General features: G+C 57.7%; 13 protein-coding genes. 9 read left to right on the plus strand and 4 right to left on the minus strand.

Annotated features, from left to right (window positions below; translation table 11 throughout):
* The first annotated feature begins 1 nt into the window (after position 1).
* Positions 2–691 carry an imm11 family protein gene (locus tag ACR0I1_RS13645; RefSeq protein WP_480706898.1) on the plus strand — a complete coding sequence of 230 codons (690 nt, stop codon included), beginning with the start codon at positions 2–4 and terminating at the stop codon, positions 689–691.
* A gap of 23 nt (positions 692–714) precedes the next feature.
* Here ACR0I1_RS13645 and ACR0I1_RS13650 read toward each other — a convergent pair whose 3' ends face one another.
* From ACR0I1_RS13650 to dnaE, 3 genes are all read right to left on the minus strand, one after another.
* On the minus strand, positions 715–1,047 hold the full coding sequence (locus tag ACR0I1_RS13650; RefSeq protein ID WP_480459582.1) for a hypothetical protein: 333 nt from the start codon (positions 1,045–1,047) through the stop codon (positions 715–717).
* A 41-nt stretch (positions 1,048–1,088) separates the two neighbouring features.
* Entirely contained in the window at positions 1,089–1,301 is a 213-nt protein-coding gene (locus tag ACR0I1_RS13655) for a YMGG-like glycine zipper-containing protein (protein WP_170392486.1), read from the minus strand.
* Positions 1,302–1,387: 86 nt separating this feature from the next.
* Positions 1,388–4,888, minus strand: coding sequence for a DNA polymerase III subunit alpha (gene dnaE, locus ACR0I1_RS13660; protein ID WP_480706899.1), 3,501 nt, complete (start codon positions 4,886–4,888; stop codon positions 1,388–1,390).
* A 342-nt stretch (positions 4,889–5,230) separates the two neighbouring features.
* Here dnaE and xdhA point away from each other — a divergent pair, with 342 nt between their 5' ends.
* From xdhA to ACR0I1_RS13700, 8 genes are all read left to right on the plus strand, one after another.
* Positions 5,231–6,592, plus strand: coding sequence for a xanthine dehydrogenase small subunit (xdhA, locus tag ACR0I1_RS13665; protein WP_170636094.1), 1,362 nt, complete (start codon positions 5,231–5,233; stop codon positions 6,590–6,592).
* Entirely contained in the window at positions 6,589–8,991 is a 2,403-nt protein-coding gene (xdhB, locus tag ACR0I1_RS13670; RefSeq protein WP_480706900.1) for a xanthine dehydrogenase molybdopterin binding subunit, read from the plus strand. The genes xdhA and xdhB overlap by 4 nt, the downstream gene beginning before the upstream one ends.
* Positions 8,991–9,926, plus strand: a complete 936-nt coding sequence (xdhC, locus tag ACR0I1_RS13675; RefSeq protein WP_480706901.1) for a xanthine dehydrogenase accessory protein XdhC — start codon at positions 8,991–8,993, stop codon at positions 9,924–9,926. Before xdhB ends, xdhC begins: the two co-directional genes overlap by 1 nt.
* Complete coding sequence (locus ACR0I1_RS13680; RefSeq protein WP_170512676.1) at positions 9,923–11,440, plus strand: ABC transporter ATP-binding protein; 1,518 nt, start codon at positions 9,923–9,925, stop codon at positions 11,438–11,440. Before xdhC ends, ACR0I1_RS13680 begins: the two co-directional genes overlap by 4 nt.
* Before the next feature lie 38 nt (positions 11,441–11,478).
* Positions 11,479–12,561: an ABC transporter permease gene (locus tag ACR0I1_RS13685; RefSeq protein WP_170392492.1), complete on the plus strand. Its 1,083-nt coding sequence runs from the start codon at positions 11,479–11,481 to the stop codon at positions 12,559–12,561.
* A gap of 1 nt (position 12,562) precedes the next feature.
* Positions 12,563–13,483: an ABC transporter permease gene (locus ACR0I1_RS13690; RefSeq protein WP_170392493.1), complete on the plus strand. Its 921-nt coding sequence runs from the start codon at positions 12,563–12,565 to the stop codon at positions 13,481–13,483.
* 34 nt (positions 13,484–13,517) lie between these two features.
* A complete protein-coding gene (locus ACR0I1_RS13695) occupies positions 13,518–14,591 on the plus strand; it encodes a BMP family ABC transporter substrate-binding protein (RefSeq protein ID WP_170392494.1) in 1,074 nt (357 codons plus the stop codon).
* Positions 14,592–14,697: 106 nt separating this feature from the next.
* Positions 14,698–15,888 (plus strand): S41 family peptidase, encoded by a 1,191-nt coding sequence (locus ACR0I1_RS13700; protein ID WP_480706902.1) that lies wholly within the window; start codon positions 14,698–14,700, stop codon positions 15,886–15,888.
* A 195-nt stretch (positions 15,889–16,083) separates the two neighbouring features.
* Here ACR0I1_RS13700 and ACR0I1_RS13705 read toward each other — a convergent pair whose 3' ends face one another.
* Positions 16,084–17,316: an HlyD family secretion protein gene (locus ACR0I1_RS13705; protein WP_170392496.1), complete on the minus strand. Its 1,233-nt coding sequence runs from the start codon at positions 17,314–17,316 to the stop codon at positions 16,084–16,086.
* Positions 17,317–17,319: the final 3 nt, after the last annotated feature.

Here is a 17,319-nt window from a genome sequence, read left to right on the forward strand (position 1 = left end):
GATGGCGAGTGAGGACAGCAACGCGCAATGCGTGTGGATTGCCACGACGGTGAACAACATCAACGTCATCTCAGCGGTAATCCGAAAGGAATACACCCCTCAATGGCGTGAAAGGCAGTCGCCCGAGGATGTTGAGTGGTCCAAGCGAATGGTTCAGGAATCTGACTTGGGCTGGAAACGCGGTGAGCTGCTGACCAAAGAGCAAATTGGTAGTCTGTGGTACTACAACTCAAAAGCCGAATACTACACTGCGCCGTTTATCAGCGGCGGTGGCTATCCTCTGGTTTCAGAAGCGGCCAAATCCGTTCTGGAACAGTTCGATCTGGGAGGCACGGTATTTCATCCGCTGACGTTGATGGATTCGACTGAAAACCACCTGACCACGTCCGAGCGGTATTATTTTCTGAACGTGTGCAACAAGCGATCCATGGGCAACTACGATGTTTTGGGGCCAGAGGGCGATATCCGTTCACCGCTGGACAACATCGGCAAGGGAATCTGCTACCTTCCTAGAAGCAATCAGGAATCTAAACTGGTAGTCATACCTGAAGCGCTTGGTGTACCGGACATCTGGCTGGACCCGAAAGTTCCGAACCTTCTCTTTTTGTCCGACCGTCTCGTCTCAGGCCTGAAAGACGCCCAAATGGACAGAGGCTGGGGCCTTGTGCGTTGTCCAGTGGGCAGGCTTTAGCGCTCGCAAGACCAAGCGCTCGCTTACAACCCCAGCGTCGACTTCACTGCATTGTCGACCACCCCGCCCAGAAGGGCGTTCTTATCTGCGGCACAACCTTCAGACAGCGCGGCGATGAAGGCTTCGCGCAGTTGGGCCTTTTCCTCGTCAGAGGCTGCATGATCCTCGATATTAATCTGGCGGTTGTAGAGTGACAGGGCCGTCATCTTTCCTACGACTTCGACAACAAAGGCTTCGTCCCCGTCGGCCTCTTCGGCGATCGAGGCGCATGTATAGTGCATCATAGGCAGGACGTCTTGCACCATCTGCTCAGCAGCCTCATCCGCGAAAGCAAACGTCGGAAGAACAAACAGCATGGCGCAGAAGGAAGATTTGATGGGATTTTTCAACATCATGATCACTTCCAGTTATGTCCGATAATCGCACCGGCCACCCCACCGACCGCAGCCCCTTTACCATCCCCTACCAGCGCGCCAACGCCCGCGCCGACCAAGGCCCCGGTAAGAGTGTTTTTCTTCTTTTTGTCGTCTGCATGTACCGCAGTGGCCAATGCCAGTGAACATGCCGCAGCGAGTGTAAATATCCTGAAAACATTGCCTGAACTTGCCATTTCGGTACCCTCCTGTGAAATGACCTTTGAGGATGTTCACCCAGCCTAGCGGGGTCCATCGCGTGTGGCAACATTACGGTTCGGGATCAGATTTCTTCGATCTCCGATATCCCCTCGAGCGACTTCAGCGCGCCTTTGATTTCTGGGTTGATCGGAAATTCCCGGCCCAGATCCATCTCGACCTCGCCTGGCAGTCCGGGATCGAACAGACAAACATAAACAGGTCCCTTGGCCACCCTTTTAGCTGAAGCCTCTGCGCCTTCCAGTACCGTGGCCATGTTCGGCAAAACCTTCGAATCCTCGACAAACACACGCAAACCCGTTGCACCCGCATCGGCCACAACTGTATCAACCGGACCAACGGAACGGCCCAGCAGTTTCAGCTGATCGGCCTCCATGGTCGCTTCGGCCGTCAGTACCACCTGTGCGCCGGTTTCCAGAAACTCTCGGGATTTCTCCAGTGTTTCCGAGAATAACGTGACCTCGAATGCTCCGGTGGGGTCAGAGAGCTGGGCAAAAGCGAACCGATTGCCGCGCGCTGATTTCCTTTCTTGCCGTCCGGCAACGACACCTGCCATCTTGGCAATAAATGGGCCAGAGCGCGCCTTTTCAGTCACCTGATCCAGTGTCAGTACCTGTTTGCGCTTCAGGGCCGGCATATAGTCATCCAGCGGATGGCCGGACAGGTAGAATCCGATGGCCTTGAATTCCTCGCTCAGGCGTTCGGCAGGTAGCCAATCAGGCGAAGGGGACAGACGCGGTTCGGGCAGGTCATCGCCTGCCTCGCCAAACAGGGAAACTTGGTTGGAATTCTTCTGCTCGTGAATCGCCGCCGAATACTGAACCAACGGATCAAGGCTTTCAAACACGCGGCGACGATTTTTATCGAGCTCGTCAAAGGCACCGGCGCGCGCCAGCATCTCAAGCGGGCGTTTGCCGACCTTCTTCAGGTCAACACGGCGGGCGAAGTCGAACAGGTTTACGAAATGCTTTTCGCCACGCCCCTCAACCACAAGATTCATTGCCTCGACGCCTACGTTCTTGAGCGCGCCCAGCGCATAGACCAAATGCTCATCGGCCACATCAAAGGTCGCTTGGGATCGATTTACGCACGGCGGAACATAGGGCAGCTGCAGCCCCTTGCGGACTTCCTCAAAATAGATCGCGAGCTTGTCGGTCAGATGGATATCGCAGTTCATGACACCTGCCATGAACTCGACCGGGTGGTTCGCCTTTAGCCAGCCGGTTTGATAGCTGACCACCGCATAGGCGGCGGCGTGGGATTTGTTGAAGCCATAGTTGGCGAACTTGTCCAGCAGGTTCCAGACTTCGGTCGCCTTGGCCTCATCCACATTGTTTTCGGCAGCACCTTTGAGGAACTTGGGCCGCTCTGCATCCATCGCCTCCTGAATTTTCTTACCCATCGCGCGGCGCAGCAAGTCCGCGCCCCCAAGGCTGTAACCCGCCATTTCCTGCGCGATCTGCATCACCTGTTCCTGATAGACGATGATGCCCTGCGTCTCATCCAAGATATGGTCGATGGACGGGTGCAGCGTGTCGCGTTCGCTAAGCTTGTTCTTGACCTCGCAGAACTTGGGGATGTTCTCCATTGGGCCGGGTCGATAAAGCGCGACGAGGGCGATGATGTCCTCGATACAATCCGGCTTCATCCGCTTGAGCGCATCCATCATGCCAGAGGATTCAACCTGGAACACCGCCACCGTCTTGGCCGCCGAATAGAGTTTGTACGTCGCCTCGTCATCCAGCGGGATGGCGTTGATCTGATTTATTGCCCCTTCGGCGGGTTCATAGAGTTCCGTGCCATCTGGAGCTATGTGAAGGTCACGCCCTGACTTAAAGATCAAATCCATTGCGTTCTGGATCACGGTCAGTGTTTTCAGACCCAGAAAATCGAACTTTACAAGGCCGGCCTGTTCAACCCATTTCATGTTGAATTGGGTCGCAGGCATGTCCGAACGCGGGTCCTGGTATATTGGAACCAGTGCATCCAGCGGCCGATCTCCGATCACCACGCCGGCAGCGTGTGTCGAGGCGTTGCGCAGCAGCCCCTCGACTTGCTGGCCATATGTGAGCAGACGGTCCACGACCTCTTCATTGCGTGCCTCTTCCCGCAGGCGCGGCTCATCCTTCAGCGCCTTTTCGATGGAAACGGGTTTGACGCCTTCGACCGGGATCATCTTGGACAGGCGATCAACCTGCCCGTATGGCATCTGCAATACACGCCCAATATCGCGCACAGCCGCCTTCGACAGCAAGGCACCGAAGGTGATGATCTGCCCCACTTTGTCGCGCCCGTATTTCTGCTGCACGTAGCGGATAACCTCTTCGCGGCGATCCATGCAGAAGTCGATATCGAAGTCGGGCATAGAAACCCGCTCGGGGTTCAGAAACCGTTCAAACAGGAGCGAATACCGCAGCGGATCAAGGTCGGTAATTGTCAGCGCATAAGCCACCAGTGATCCCGCACCCGAGCCTCGCCCCGGACCCACCGGAATGTCATGATCCTTAGCCCACTGGATAAAGTCGGCAACGATCAGGAAATAGCCGGGGAAGCCCATCCCTTCGATGATGCCAAGTTCGAAATCCAGTCGTTCCTGATATTCTTCAGGTGTCACGGCGTGCGGGATCACGGCCAGACGTTTTTGCAGACCCTCGTTGGCGATGCGACGCAGCTCGGCGACCTCATCATCTGCAAACTTCGGCAGGATCGGGTCGCGGCGATAGGCCATGAAGGCGCAGCGTTGCGCGATTTCAACCGTATTCTCGACGGCTTCGGGCAGATCGGCGAACAGCGTCACCATCTCCTGCTGCGACTTGAAATAGTGCTGCGCGGTCAGACGTCGGCGACCGTCCTGCTGGTCGACATAAGCCCCCTCGGCGATACAGATCAGCGCGTCGTGGGCCTCGTACATGTCCGAAGTCGGAAAATAGACGTCATTGGTGGCCACCAGCGGCAGGTTCTTGTCATACGCCATCTCGACATGACCGCGCTCGGTCAAGCGCTCGGCCTCAGGTTGACCTCCTTCGCCAGGGTGACGCTGCAACTCAACATAAAGGCGATCCGGGAAAATCGCGGACAAACGATCCACCAAAGCCTCGGCAGCAGGGCGCTGACCTTGCTGTAACAGCAACCCTACGGGCCCGTCTGGACCGCCGGTTAAGCAGATCAAATCATCTGATCGTTCCGCCAATTCGTCCAAAGTGACCTGCGGCAACTGCCCGCTTTTGTCTACATACAGGCAGGAACTGAGCTTCATCAGATTCTCATATCCCACCTCGGATTGTGCCAGCAGCACCAGCGGCGCGGGTGCTTTGGGCTTTTCTCCCGGCTGCGCCTGAACGTAACTGAGATCGACCTGACAGCCCATGATCGGTTGCACACCCGCCCCGCTGGCGGTGACCGAAAACTCTAAGGCCGAGAACATTGAATTGGTATCCGTGACCGCGACGGCGGGCATCTCCATCTTCTGGCACAGCTCCGGCAGCTTCTTCAGCCGCACGGCACCTTCCAGCAACGAATATTCAGTGTGAACGCGGAGGTGAATGAATCGGGGGGAACTGCTCATACAGGCTAAGCTATCTCAGCCAGCGACGTTGCAAAAGCGGGAACCGGCACCATCGAATGCCGAAAAAATCATCGGTGATTATTCGGCTTTTTCAGAAGGTGCTTCGGGCGCAGGAACGCACACCTTCCCAAAAAGTGTTTATTTTCAATTTGCTAAGTTTCACACACACACTACAATCATGGGCCGCTCGGGTGCAATGGTGTATCATATAGGCAGTTTTTCTTGCCAGATAAGGTGCGCTGTTTCTAACATCTGATGGCAAGCTACCGCCCGCCACTCTTTCTACGTCGCATCGAAGGAGGGCCGAACGGGCGCAACCGGGTAACGCGACGGGTTTCTCGAATGAACATCACGTTTCTTCTGAACGGAGAGACAGTGGAGCTGCCGGATGTCGATCCGACGGCCACCCTACTGGACTGGCTGCGTGAAGATCGCGGTCTGACAGGCACCAAAGAAGGCTGCAACGAAGGCGATTGCGGCGCGTGCACGGTCATGGTGACGGACGAAGACGGCGCAAAAGCTCTGAACTCCTGCATCCTGTTCTTGCCCCAACTGCATGGCAAAGCGGTTCGTACAGTCGAAGGGGCAAGCGGCCCGGATGGCGAAGCACATCCCGTTCAACAGGCAATGGTTGACCTGCACGGCTCGCAATGCGGTTTTTGCACTCCGGGTTTTGTCATGTCGATGGTCGCCAGTCATGCGACGGGCGCCACGGATCATGACACCCAGCTTGCCGGAAACCTGTGCCGCTGCACTGGCTATGCACCGATTATTCGCGCTGCGAAAGCGGTCGAGGACCGTCCCGTGCCAGTCTGGGTCAAAGACAAGCCACTCGCATCTTCTGCTGCGTCGCGCATGCTGCCTGAATCTTCCGATGAACTGGCAGCTGTTTATGCTGAAAACCCAGATGCCACGCTGGTTGCCGGAGCAACAGATGTCGGCCTGTGGGTGACAAAGCAACTGCGCGACCTGGATCCAGTAATCTTCCTCAACCGTTGCGATGATCTCAAACAAATCACCATCACCGACGATGAAATTCGCTTTGGCGCAATGGTCGACATGAATCGGATGGGTGAGGCTCTGGCCGATCTTCACCCCTCTTACGCCGAAATGATCCGCCGCTACGCCAGTGTTCAGGTGCGCCATGCTGCAACGGTGGGCGGCAACATCGCCAATGGCTCGCCCATTGGGGACAACCCGCCTGCGCTGATTGCTCTGGACGCAACCCTTCATCTGCGCAAAGGCGACACCCGCCGGTCCCTTCCGCTGGAAGAGTTCTTTATCGACTATGGCAAACAGGACCGCGTTCCCGGTGAATTCGTCGAAGCTGTCAGCTTCCCCCGTCAGCTGGATCGCCTGAAGGTCTATAAACTCAGCAAGCGGTTCGATCAGGACATCTCGGCCGTCTGCGGGTGTTTCAACATCACCGTCTCGGTCGGCATCGTCACGCAGGCGCGCATCGCGTTCGGCGGCATGGCCGGCATCCCGAAACGGGCAACTCATGTCGAGGCCGCATTGGTCGGTAAACCTTGGGCGCGCGAGACGATTGACGCCGCGCTGCCTGCCTTTGCTGACGATTATTCACCACTCACAGACATGCGCGCCTCGGCCACCTATCGACTGGAATCCGCCAAAGCGATGCTCGAAAGATACTTCCTGGAAGATCAGGGCGAAGTGACCAATGTGCTGGAGGTATCGGCATGAGCGTGACCAAACCCCTCCCCCACGACGCAGCACCGCTGCACGTTTCAGGAACCGCGCGGTATGTGGACGATATCCCAACACCTAGGGACAGTTTGCATCTGGCTTTTGGCCTCAGCCCGATTGCCAAAGGCAAGATCACCGCAATCGACCTGTCTGCGGTGAGGGCCGCCGAGGGCGTCGTGATGGTTATGGCCGCGGATGATCTGCCCTTCGCCAACGACGTATCGCCTTCGATCCATGATGAACCGCTGCTGTCGGACGGAACGGTCCACTATATCGGCCAGCCGGTGTTTCTGGTCATCGCCAGCAGCCATCTGGCCGCCCGCAAGGCGGCCCGTTTGGGCAAGATCGACTATGCCGAGGAAACCCCGATCCTAACCGTCGAAGAGGCTTTGGCCGCCGACAGTCGGTTCGAAGACGGCCCGCGCATCTATGCCAAAGGCAATGCTGATGCGGCTATTGCAGGATCCGCCCATGTGATCGAAGGGTCATTCGAGCTTGGCGGGCAGGAGCATTTCTATCTGGAAGGTCAGGCCGCTTTGGCCGTGCCGAATGAAGGCGCGGATATGCTGGTTCACAGCTCGACCCAGCACCCGACCGAGATCCAACACAAGGTGGCCGATGCGTTGGGCGTTCCGATGCACGCCGTCAGGGTCGAGACGCGCCGTATGGGCGGCGGTTTTGGTGGCAAGGAAAGCCAGGGCAATGCGCTGGCCGTTGCTTGCGCGGTGGCCGCTCGCGCAACTGGCAAGGCGTGCAAGATGCGCTATGACCGCGACGATGATATGACCATCACCGGCAAACGCCACGCGTTCCGCATCGCCTATAAGGCCGGATTTGACGAGAACGGCCATATTCAGGGCGTCTCGTTCCACCACTACGCCATCTGCGGCTGGGCGCAGGACTTGTCCCTGCCCGTCGCCGACCGCGCGATGCTGCATTCTGACAATGCCTATCTGTTGCCAAATGCACGTATCGAAAGCCACCGGCTGAAGACCAACACCCAATCCGCCACCGCCTATCGCGGCTTCGGCGGCCCGCAGGGCATGGTTGGCATCGAACGCGTGATGGACCACGCCGCGTATGAGCTGGGTCTGGACCCGGTGGAACTGCGCCGCCGAAACTATTACGAACCGGCCCATGCGGTTGCCGAGATCACGCCGTCCGAGCAGCCTTTGGGTCATCCCGACCCGCATGAGGACCTGACGAGCCGCGGCGCGGTCGAAACCGGGGACGCCCCCGTGCGCCCTCTGCCCGCTGGTGGCAATACCACACCCTACGGAATGGAGGTCAGCGATTTCGAATTGCACGGGATGACTCAGGCCCTACTGAAATCCAGCGATTACGAAACGCGCAAGGCCGCCATTGCGAAATGGAACGCCGAGAATCGTGTGATCAAGAAGGGCATCGCCTTCTCTCCGGTCAAGTTCGGGATTTCCTTCACGCTGACCCACCTGAATCAGGCAGGCGCTTTGGTGCATGTGTATCAGGATGGCTCGGTCCATCTGAACCACGGCGGCACCGAGATGGGTCAAGGCCTGTTCCAGAAGGTCGCGCAGGTGGCGGCTTCGCGCTTTGGCATCCCCCTGGAGATGGTCAAAATTACCGCCACAGACACGGCCAAGGTGCCGAACACTTCGGCCACGGCAGCATCCTCGGGCAGTGACCTGAATGGTATGGCAGTGAAGGCGGCCTGCGATACGATCCGCGATCGAATGGCGGACTATCTGGCCGAGCAGCATCAGGCCGATCCGTCGACTGTCACCTTCTCTGATGGCCATGTTTCGGTTGGCGCAGAACGCTACACCTTCGCTGAAGCTGCGGCGCTGGTCTATCAGGGTCGGATCAGCCTGTCGGCGACCGGTTTCTACAAGACACCCAAGATCGAATGGGACCGGATCGCCGGACGAGGCCGTCCGTTCTTCTACTTCGCCTACGGAGCGTCGGTCACTGAAGTGGCCGTCGACACTCTGACTGGTGAGAACCGCATTCTGCGCACCGATATCCTGCATGATGCCGGTGCTTCGTTGAACCCGGCGTTGGATATCGGGCAGGTCGAAGGAGGTTATGTGCAAGGCGCGGGCTGGCTAACGACCGAGGAACTGGTCTGGGACGGCACGGGCAACCTGCGCACACACGCACCCTCGACCTACAAGATCCCCGCCTGCTCAGATCGACCCGACGTATTCAACGTCGCACTCTGGGATGCCGAAAACCGTGAGAACACGATCTATCGTTCGAAAGCGGTGGGCGAACCGCCGTTCATGCTGGGTATTTCAGCATGGCTGGCCCTGTCGAATGCGGTCGCGGCCTGTGGAGAGGTCTACCCCGCTCTTGATGCACCAGCCACGGCTGAAGAGGTTTGGCGCGGCGTCCAAAAGATGAAGGGAGGCATCTGATGGGATTTGACTTGGAGGCTTTGAGGGAGGCGGTCAAAACCCACGGAACAGTGGTCCGGGTGGTCATCGCCGGCATCAAAGGGTCGTCTCCACGTGAAGCGGGGGCCGCGATGCTAGTCTGGAAGGACGGGCAAAGTGGCACCATCGGTGGAGGCACGTTGGAGTATCAGGCAGCCGAAGCTGCGCGATCCCAAACCACCGCCACCCGACTGACGCATCACGCTCTTGGCCCCGACATGGGGCAATGCTGCGGCGGTGCAGTTTCATTGCTGAGTGAAGTATTTGATCATGAAACGCTGAATGCACTGGACGATACCGTCATCGCGCGTTCGGCCTCGGGCGGAGAGATGCCGCTATCGGTCAAACGTCTGCTGGCGGCAGCGCGAGGACAGGGTGTCGCGCCCGAGCCCCAACTGATCGAAGGTTGGATGGTCGAACCCGTTCACAAACCGACGCGTAATCTGTGGATCTGGGGCGCAGGCCATGTAGGCCGGGCGCTGGTGGACGTTTTGTCCCCCCTACCCGATCTGGCAATCACCTGGGTCGATACCGGACCCGAGCGGTTTCCCGATGTGGTTCCAACCGGTGTAACCCCGGTTCCGACCGCAAAACCCGCCGAGCTGGTTCGCCACGCGCCAACCGATGCCGAGCATCTGGTGCTGACCTATTCGCACAATCTGGATCTGGAACTGTGCAACCGGCTGCTTTCGCACAATTTCCTCTTTGCGGGGCTTATCGGCTCGGCTACGAAATGGGCGCGATTCCGGTCGCGACTTGCAGCCCTTGGGCATCCGCCCGAGCGGATCAGCCGGATCACCTGTCCGATCGGCGATCCAGGCTTGGGCAAACACCCGCAGATGATCGCCGTTGGCGTGGCAGCGCAACTGTTACGCCCCGCCCGACAGAACGAATTGAAGAAGGACCTGAGCGCGTGACCACTCCACTTCTGAGCTTGCAAGGGCTGACCAAAGCCTATCCCGGCGTCGTGGCCAATGATCAGGTGTCCTTTGACATCGGTGAAGGCGAAGTTCACGCGCTGCTGGGCGAGAACGGCGCAGGCAAATCCACGCTTGTCAAAATGATCTATGGGCTGGTGAAGCCCGACAGCGGCTCAATGCTGCTGCGGGGGCAGTCCTATGCACCGCCTGAACCGCGCGCCGCCCGCGCGGACGGGATCGCGATGGTGTTCCAGCATTTTTCGCTGTTCGATGCGTTGAACGTCGCCGAGAATATCGCTCTGGGGATGGAGAACCCGCCCCCAATGGGTGATCTGGCGTCGCGTATCCGCGAAGTATCCGAAACCTACGGCCTGCCCTTGGACCCCTTCCGCACGGTTGGCGATCTGTCTGCAGGTGAGCGTCAGCGGGTCGAAATCATCCGCTGCCTGCTGCAGGACCCAAAGTTGCTGATCATGGACGAGCCGACCTCGGTTCTGACGCCGCAAGAGGTTGAAATCCTTTTCGAAACGCTGAACAAATTGCGCTCGGAAGGGACATCGATCCTGTATATCTCGCACAAGCTGGAAGAGATTCGAACGCTATGCGACCACGCCACGATTCTGCGGCTGGGTAAGAATGTGGGCGAATGTGTACCAGCCGAAACCTCAGCGCGCGATATGGCTGAGATGATGGTGGGCTCGACCCTGCAGACACCTGAACGTTCCGGCCGGGAGTTCGGTGACGTTGCGCTGGATGTCAGCGGATTGTCAGTGCCGTCGCCGTCGGAATTCGGAACCGCGCTTCGCAACGTCCACATGACCGTCCGCAAGGGCGAGGTTCTGGGGATCGGGGGTGTCGCGGGGAACGGTCAGGATGAATTGCTGGGTGTGCTTTCTGGCGAAATTCCGACCACCGCAGATGCGATCAAATTCAACGGTCAACCCATCGGCAAACTCGGCCCGACCGCGCGGCGTAAGCTGGGCGTGTTGACCGCGCCCGAAGAACGGCTGGGCCACGCGGCTGCCCCTGATATGAGCCTCACTGAAAACGCTCTGCTCACCGGGTCGGTCCGCGAGGGGCTGGAGAACAACGGCTTTCTGAAGTGGTCCGAGACCAAGAGCTTTGCCGAAAAGATCATCAGCGCCTTTGACGTGCGTACGCCGGGTCCAGAGAATGCCGCCCGGTCGCTGTCGGGCGGGAACCTGCAGAAGTTCGTGATTGGTCGCGAAGTGCTGCAAAACCCGGATGTTCTGGTCGTGAACCAGCCGACTTGGGGCGTGGATGCAGCGGCGGCGGCCTCGATCCGGCAGGCCATTCTGGATCTGGCGGCCAAGGGAACTGCGGTCATCTGTATCTCGCAAGACCTCGATGAACTGATGGAAATCTCAGACAGCTTTGCCGCCTTGAACGAAGGGCGACTAAGCGCCCCGCGTGAAACCACGGGTCTGACGGTCGATGAGATCGGCCTGATGATGGGCGGCGCGCATGGCATGGAGGTGGCCCATGTCTAAACATTTGAAAGAAAAGAGAAACGCGGGGGTATGAGCAAATGATTGTGTTGGAGAAACGGCCTCAGCCGTCCAAGGCGTGGTCTTATGCCACCCCTCTGGTCGCAGTCCTGGCGACGATGGTTTTTGGTGGCATCCTGTTCGCCATTCTGGGCAAAAACCCGGTCGAGGCTATTGGAACCATTTTCTGGGAACCCCTGTTTGGCGAGTTCGCCTTCTATTATCGGCCGCAATTGCTGGTTAAGGGCGCGCCCCTGGTTTTGATCGCCATCGGCCTGTCTTTAGGCTTCCGCGCCGGTATCTGGAATATCGGGGCCGAGGGTCAGTACATTATGGGGGCCATTTTCGGTGCGGGTGCTGGTCTGGCATTCTATCCGCTGGATGCATTCTACATCTTTCCGATCATGGTGATTGCAGGCGCGTTTGGCGGCTGGCTATGGGCAATGATCCCAGCCTTCCTGAAAGTGCGCTTCGGTACCAATGAAATCCTTGTGTCGCTGATGTTGGTCTATGTGGCCGAACAGATGCTGGCCTCGGTCTCGCTAGGCCTGCTGAAGAATCCCGAAGGGTTCGGCTTTCCGGGTTCGCGCAATCTGCAATCCTACGACAGCGCGTATAATGCCGAGCTGATTGCGGGTTCAGGCATGCACTGGGGCGTAGTCACTGCCCTGATCGCTGTTATCTTTGCATATGTCTTGCTGAACCGGCACATGCTGGGCTTCCACATCCGCCTGACAGGTGAGGCCCCGCGTGCGGCGAAGTTCGCTGGTGTAAACCCTGCCCGCCTGATCTTGTTCTGTCTGGGTCTGGCCGGCGCGCTGGCCGGTCTTGCGGGGATGTTCGAAGTCTCGGGCCCTGCTGGCGTGGTCAGCATCGATTTCAACGTCGGTTACGGCTTTACCGCGATCATCGTGGCTTTCCTTGGCCGTTTGCATCCGGTGGGCATCCTGCTGGCCGGAGGCTTAATGGCGTTGACTTATATTGGCGGTGAAATCGCCCAATCTCAGCTGGGTCTGCCCGCCGCAGCCATTCAGGTATTCCAGGGGATGCTTCTGTTCTTCCTGCTGGCATTCGATCTTCTGACAAACTACCGCATCCGTGCGGCCCGTAGCGAGGTAGCGTGATATGGACCTTGGTGAAATTAACCCCGTCCTTCTGGTCGCCTCGCTAATGGTGGCCGCAACCCCACTTTTGCTGGCCGCAATCGGAGAATTGGTGGTCGAAAAAGCAGGCGTCCTGAACCTCGGTGTCGAGGGCATGATGATCGTGGGCGCAATCAGCGGCTTCGCAATCTCGGTCGAGACCGGTTCGCCCTGGCTGGGCTTTATCGCGGCAGCAATCGGTGGCGCGGTGCTATCGCTGTTGTTTGTACTGCTGACGCAGGTGGCGTTGGCCAATCAAGTTGCTAGTGGCCTGGCCCTAACATTGTTCGGCCTCGGGTTCAGCGCGCTGATGGGGCAGAGCTACGTAGGAATAAAGCCGCCCAGCATGGGTGAAATCCATATCCCGGTGATCAGCGATATCCCTGTTATTGGACCAATCCTGTTTCAGCACGACCCGATCCTCTACGTCGGAATTGCCCTGACGGCCGCCGTCTGGGCCACGCTGAAATACACACGCATCGGCCTGATATTGCGCGCCGTTGGCGAAAACCACGATGCGGCGCATGCGCTGGGCTACAAAGTCATCAAGATTCGCATCATGGCGATCCTGTTTGGTGGTGCTTGCGCTGGCTTGGGCGGCGCCTACATCAGCCTGATCCGCGTGCCGCAGTGGACCGAGGGCATGACTGCCGGTGTCGGCTGGATTGCCTTGGCGCTGGTGGTTTTTGCCAGCTGGAAACCATGGCGTGTCTTGCTGGGCGCCTATTTGTTCGGCGGCATCACTGTGTTGCAGCTTAATTTGCAGGCAGCGGGCGTTGCCATTCCTGTCGAGTATCTGGCAATGTCGCCCTACATCATCACGATCCTTGTGCTTGTGATCCTTTCGGCCGACAAGAGCAGCGCACCTGCCGCATTGGGCCGGACCTTCCATGCCTCGCACTAGGCGAGGCCAACTGAACCAACTTGGGGAGTAACACATGAAATTCACTACACTTTTGGCAAGCGCCGCAATGGCGCTGGGTCTGGCCTCGGGGGCCATGGCCCAAGACAAGACCAAAGTCGGCTTCGTCTATGTCGGCCCAGTGGGCGATGGCGGCTGGACCTATGAGCACAACAAGGGCCGTCTGGCCGTGGAAGAGCACTTTGGCGACAAGGTCGAAACCGTGTTCGTCGAGTCGGTGCCTGAGGGCCCAGATGCAGAACGCGTGATGACCCAGATGGCGCTGGAAGGAGCGGACCTGATCTTCACCACCTCGTTCGGCTACATGGATCCGACCATCAATGTCGCGAAGAAATTCCCGGATGTGAAATTCGAGCACGCAACCGGCTACAAGACCGCCGACAACGTCTCGGTCTACTCGGCCCGTTTTTATGAAGGTCGCGCAGTCCAAGGCCACATCGCCGGTAAAATGACGGAATCGAATATCATCGGCTACATCGGGTCCTACCCGATCCCTGAAGTGATCCGTGGTATCAACTCAGCCTATATCCACGCCAAGAAGGTGAATCCGGATGTCGAGTTCAAGATCGTCTGGGCCTACACTTGGTTCGATCCTGCGAAAGAAGCTGACGCCGCCACAGTTCTGATCGAACAGGGCGCGGACGTGATCCTGCAGCACACTGACTCGACTGCACCGCAGGCAGCCGCGCAAGAGGCAGGAAACGTTGTCACCTTTGGCCAAGCCTCCGACATGAGCGAATACGCACCCTTCCCGCGTGTGTCTTCAATCATCGACGATTGGGCTCCCTACTACATCGCGCGGACCCAGGCCGTGATGGACGGAACATGGGAAAGTGCCAACACATGGGATGGCATCCGGGAAGGCATGGTAGCAATTGGTGAGATTTCGGACGCCGTTCCGGCTGATGTTAAAGAAGAAGCACTGGCGCTGAAAGCCGCGATGGCAGCCGGTGAATACCACCCCTTTACTGGCCCGCTGAAAAAGCAGGACGGCAGTGACTGGCTGGCCGAAGGCGAGACCGCCGATGACGGTACGCTGGCGGGCATGAATTTCTACGTTGAGGGGCTGGAAGGCGAAATTCCGCAGTAGAATCTGACCCGGAAACTAACAACAAGGCCCGCATGTTTTTGCGGGCCTTTTTAGTCGCCCTGAGCCCAATCTGGACATTGACGAGTGGCTATGCGCATCGTGAAACATGTCGCTCACGGAAGACCTGAACCAAATTTTAGAAACTGCCCTGCCGACCGATCCCAGTTTTCGACAGATCGAAAAGGCCGTGATTGACGACTGTATTGGTGAAACCCGGCAATATGCCTCAGAGAGCTCTGTCGAAGCCTTTCTGTTGTCAGCGATGCGTTTATTGGCACTTCCCGGCAATGGGCACACACGGCTGATCCCGAATGATGCGATCGCGGTGCTACCGCTGAGATTCGTGAGCGTTGGACGTTCCGTTCAATTCATCGACGCGGCGCCAGAGATAGCCGCACCGCGAGGAGAGTTGATAGCGGTCAACGGCTCAGCTTTGAGCCAGATTGAAGCCACTGCAGAGAAATTTCTGGCGGGAACGTGCCAAAGGAAACGGGTCATCGGCCCGATTCTACTGGCATGGCCGTACGCTTTGGCACGTTTGGGTTTTTCGTCAAACGGCGGCATGACCGAGTACCGTGTGCAGGACGAAAATGGGCGGATAGCCAATCTGAAAGTGGCCAATGAACATACAGTTCCGGGATCGATGCTCTACCCGAGAAACGAGCACGGCAAGGCTGATCCAGCCTGGGAACCCGAGATATTTGTAGAGATAAAGGACTGGCAAGAGCTAGGGCTATCAATAGCGTTACCAAGCTTCTTTGATCCGAACGAAAATGCGCTGCCTAAAGCCATCTCAGCCGCGGTGGAATGCGTGCGCGCATCCTCGAACAAAACACTACTAATTGATGTTCGCGGAAACACTGGTGGCGACTTTCTTCTAACGATGCCCTTGATCGACGCGATCTCAAAAAGTGCAAACAAGCAGGTTGTTATGCTTGTCGATAAATTCACGTTTTCCGCAGCGATAGTGTTTGTAGCCATCCTCAAACATCGATTGGGAAACAGGCTCAAACTTATTGGTGAGGAAATGGGAGATAGGCTGACGTTCTTCGCCGAGGGCGGATTGCTCGAATTGTCGACCAGCGGAGCGGTCGTTCGTTACTCATCAGCCTTTCACGACTGGAAGAATGGAACGACTGACGATACCACGCCGCCCGAAATCGCAACAAAAATCGTACCTGCGGGATCACTGAACTTGGATTTGGAATGGGTCGAAAGACCTGCAGTTGAGGATGCACCAACCGAACTCTATCAACGAGTTCTCAAAAGCATGAGCAAATCGCTAGACAGCCGCTAAGTCTGCATAGCTGCATTCCAGGAAAGCAAATGCTGCACGCGCGGCGAAGGTCTACTTGGTGGCCAGTCTTATTGGCGACCCAACACCATCGGCCCGTGGGCAATATTAACCACGAGCGTTTCGATACCCAGCTGTCGTCGAGTCAGGACTTCAAGCGATTGAATCGCCGCAATGGTCAGCTTCTAGGGCGTGAAATTAGTGTCCGCCCAGCACCAGAGTGTTCACCGGCATCAGTATCAGTCGCAGGCGCAGGCCTGCCGCATGAACGACGCCAATCGTGTCTACCACATGCAGGAACGATTTTTCCCAGAAGCCGAGGCTCTCATCCTCCAGCTTTGCATGATTATCCGTATAGATATTCGCCAGACAGTTGCTGCCTGGAGGCACATCATCGGCCATGCTTTTGTAGAGCGGTTCAAGGTAGACAAGGATCGAACCAGGATTGGTGTTGCTCTGCACGTCCCGTAACTCATCAGATGGCCTGATCTGCCCCGATGGGATCACATCCTGCACCTCGACGACAACCACCGGGATAACGGTAAAGGGCTTGGTCATGCAGCCCAATTCGCCAATCATACCCGGTTTGACCACCTGGGCCGAAAGCTGACTGAACGCCGCCTGGAATCGGTCATGTCCGGAGGAGGATGGCACCAGAATACCCGCCGGGCGCAGCAAAGGGCTGACATAGTCGCCGACCTGAAGCCCGAATTGTTCAACCCTGCCCGTCACTCCAGCGTTGACCACAGTCTTGTCCAACTCGGTCAATGCCGCATCCAGCTGCGCATTGGCACTGGCAAGTTGGGCCGGGATCAGCTCTTCGATTTGTTGTACAACCGCTGCGCGTTTTGAGACGGCTGCTTTGACCTGCGCTTCACGCTCGGCAACCAGATTTTCCAACCGATCAATCTCGGCCAAGCGCACCGCGCTGGATCCCTCGTCACGTAGGGTGGTATTGCGTTCCAGATCCTCGAGCGACTGATCCAGAGCTGCGCGCGCGCCAGCAATCCCGGCCTCAGCCTCGGCCAGATCGGTTTCCGCCACCTTCAACGAGGCTTGAACCTGAGCAATCTGGGCATGCGCCGCTTCGACCTGCGCGGTTTGCGTGAAGTCTTCGATCCGGAAAATCGGCTGTCCAGCTGTCACCTGCTCATTGTTGCGCACGTAGACTTCGGAAACGCGCCCCCCTAGCTGCGGCAGGATCGTTACCGTCCGGAAGTAGGAAGCCGCTGTTTTGCTGGACGGGTGAAAATAGAACAGCGTTGTGATAACGGTTAGCGCCAAAATAGCGCAAGTCGTCAGCCCCCAGCGCAACTCGTACCACATGGTGAACAGCGTGATCTCGTGTCCGATCCGTTTGCCCTGCACAAAGCGGCGAAACAGATAGTCAGGAAGCACGGTAATCAGGGCGCACAGCATCGTCTCGATCATTGT

The organism is Ruegeria sp. B11 (assembly GCF_056539785.1).